Genomic DNA, 2,772 nt, shown 5'->3' with positions numbered 1-2,772 from the left:
CATGCGGATCATGCGGATCATGCGGATCATGCGGGTCATGCGGGTCATGCGCGATTATCTGTAGGAGCGAGGCTTGCCCGCGAAAGCGATCTGCCAGGCAACAAAAAACCCGGAAGTTTTCACCGTCCGGGTTTTTGTCTTTCCAGAATAAATCAGCGATTAAACCGCTCCACCAACGAATACTGGGTATTCGCGGTCTTGGTCAGTTCTTCACTCAGCAGCGCCGAGTGCTGTGCCTGTTCCGAGGTCTGGTCAGCCAGTTGTGAGATGTTGCTGATGTTGCGGCTGATTTCTTCGGCAACGGCACTTTGCTCTTCGGTGGCGGCAGCGATCTGGGTGGTCATGTCGGTGATATTGGCCACCGCTTCGCTGATGCCCACCAGTGCCTGGTCCGCTTCCAACACCCGCGCCACACCTTCTTCGGCCTGGCGATGCCCGGCTTCCATGGTTTGCACTGCGGTGCTGGCGGTTTGCTGCAGCTTGGCGATCAGGGCGTGAATCTGCCCGGTGGATTCGCTGGTGCATTGTGCCAATTGGCGTACTTCGTCGGCCACCACCGCAAAACCACGGCCCATCTCGCCGGCACGCGCGGCTTCAATCGCAGCGTTCAAGGCCAGCAGGTTGGTCTGGTCGGCGATGCCTTTGATCACATCGACCACGCCGCCAATTTCGTCGCTGTCCTTGGCCAGTTGAGTCACGGTCAGGCCGGTTTCACCGACTACAACCGACAGGCGCTGAATGGCTTCGCGGGTTTCCCCGGCGATGTCGCGACCACGACCGGTCAGGCGATTGGCTTCCTGAGTGGCGTCAGCGGTGCGCTGCACGTGGCTGGCGACTTCCTGAGTGGTGGCGGCCATCTGATTCACAGCGGTTGCCACTTGCTCGGTTTCGACGCGTTGACGTTCCAGGCCGCTGGAGCTGTTGTGCGCCAGGGTATCGGACTGTTTCGCTTGTTCGGTGAGGTGTTCGGCAGTGTCCTGCAAACGGGTCAAACAGGTTTTCAGGCGTGCTTCCTGACTGAGGATCGACATCTCCAGGCGTGCCTGGGCGCCACGGCTGTCGGTGTACATCTGCGCGATCAACGGGTCAGACGTGGTCTGTTCAGCCAGGCGCAGCAAACGCTTGATACCGCGCTGTTGCCAGCTCAACCCCATCAGGCCCAACGGCACCGAAAGGCCGGCGGCGAGGGCGAAGCCCCATTGGGACGTCAGGGTGGCGCCGATCATGAAACTCAGCTGGCTGACCAGAATGAACGGCAGCCAGTCCTGAAGCACCGGCAGCCATTTGTCTGTAGAGGGAACCGCAGACTTGCCCTGGTTGATGCGTTGGTAGAGCGCTTCGGCGCGGCGGATCTGTTCGGCGGTGGGTTTGACCCGCACCGACTCGTAACCGATCACCTGATTGCCGTCGAACACCGGTGTGACATAGGCGTTAACCCAGTAGTGGTCACCGGTCTTGCAGCGATTTTTGACAATGCCCATCCATGGCAAGCCTTGTTTCAGTGTGCCCCACATGTGCGCGAACACCGCAGCCGGGACGTCGGGGTGACGGACCAGGTTATGCGGCGCACGGATCAGTTCCTCACGAGAAAACCCGCTGATTTCGACGAAAGCGTCGTTGCAGTAGGTGATCACGCCCTTGGCATCGGTGGTGGAAATCAACCGTTGCTGAGCCGGGAAGGTCCGTTCGCGTTGTGTAATGGGCTGGTTGTTACGCATGGCTTTTTCAATCCGCAAGGCTTTGAGAGGTTGTCGGCATCGTCAGGTATTTATTGAAATGTTTTTTTCATAAATCAGTGACGCGTCGCAAAACGACTATTGCGTCAGCCGGCGAGCATCGGATAAGTGAACAGCCCGAAATGCAGTAGATTTAAACCAAAGTGGGTGGCGATAGCCGCGCCCAACCCACCAAAACGATAGGCCAGGCCATAACCGACACCCGCGAGGCCCGCCAGCAACACCCATTGCCAGCCAGCACCCAGATGAACGAGGCCGAACAGCATTGATGCGAGCAACAACGCGAGATTTTCGCCATAAGGCAGATGTTTGAACTGCCGGCTCAGGCCGCCCTGGATGTAGCCGCGAAACAGCGCTTCTTCCACCAGCGTCACCAGCAACAGATTGTTCAGCATCCACAACCAGGCCTGATCCGGCCACTTCGGCGCCCAACTGATCACGCCCAGCAACAGCGCGCCACCCAAGGCCAGCACGGCGCTCACGGTCAAGGCGAGGGCGGTGGCATAAACGGACAGCCGCAGCGAGCGCCGGCCGACAATCCATGGACAAACCAGCAACAGCCAGAAACCAATCAGCGGTTTGTCCTGATTCAGGTACATGGCAAACGGCACGGCATCGTCGGTGAAACGCTGGGGATCAATGGCGCGACCGTTGAAGAAACCGGGAAGCCAGTGCATCGCCAGCGCCACCGCCAGGAAGATGAACAGACCGTGGCCGAGGTAGCGGCCAACGGGAACCTGTTGCTGGCGAACGGCGAAACCGGCGAACAGCAGCAACGCAAAAGAGATAGCGGACAGCCAACCGAGATGGCCGTAGATCAACGCCAGGCCGTAGCCAATGGAGAGAAGTGCCAGATAAGTCCATGGCAGAGCGATCATTTGAAGTCCTTGTGTCCGAAATTTTGCGGATTGCCTCATTCCCTGTGGGAGCTCTGTGGCGAGGGGGCTTGCCCCCGTTTGAGTGCGTAGCACTCACAAGATTTTTGGTACATCAGAGATTTTGGGACTGCTTCGCAGCCCAACGGGGGCAAGCCCCC

General features: G+C 58.9%; 2 protein-coding genes. Both read right to left on the bottom strand.

Translation table 11 applies throughout. The features are described from left to right. Positions 1–152: 152 nt before the first annotated feature. The gene (locus tag PMI18_RS02375) at positions 153–1,718 is read right to left on the bottom strand and encodes a methyl-accepting chemotaxis protein (protein WP_007906957.1); all 1,566 of its coding nucleotides are present in this window, start codon (positions 1,716–1,718) and stop codon (positions 153–155) included. A gap of 104 nt (positions 1,719–1,822) precedes the next feature. Then, positions 1,823–2,614: a CPBP family intramembrane glutamic endopeptidase gene (locus PMI18_RS02380; RefSeq protein ID WP_007906955.1), complete on the bottom strand. Its 792-nt coding sequence runs from the start codon at positions 2,612–2,614 to the stop codon at positions 1,823–1,825. Positions 2,615–2,772: the final 158 nt, after the last annotated feature.

This window comes from Pseudomonas sp. GM102, from assembly GCF_000282555.1.
Lineage (GTDB): Bacteria > Pseudomonadota > Gammaproteobacteria > Pseudomonadales > Pseudomonadaceae > Aquipseudomonas.
This window is presented reverse-complemented; position numbering and strand designations above follow the sequence as displayed.

What these genes read in the sequence shown, in the direction of transcription:
- PMI18_RS02380 (WP_007906955.1), bottom strand. Translation starts at nt 2,614, where the DNA reads ATGATCGCTCTGCCATGGACTTATCTGGCACTTCTCTCCATTGGCTAC.
- PMI18_RS02375 (WP_007906957.1), bottom strand. Translation starts at nt 1,718, where the DNA reads ATGCGTAACAACCAGCCCATTACACAACGCGAACGGACCTTCCCGGCT.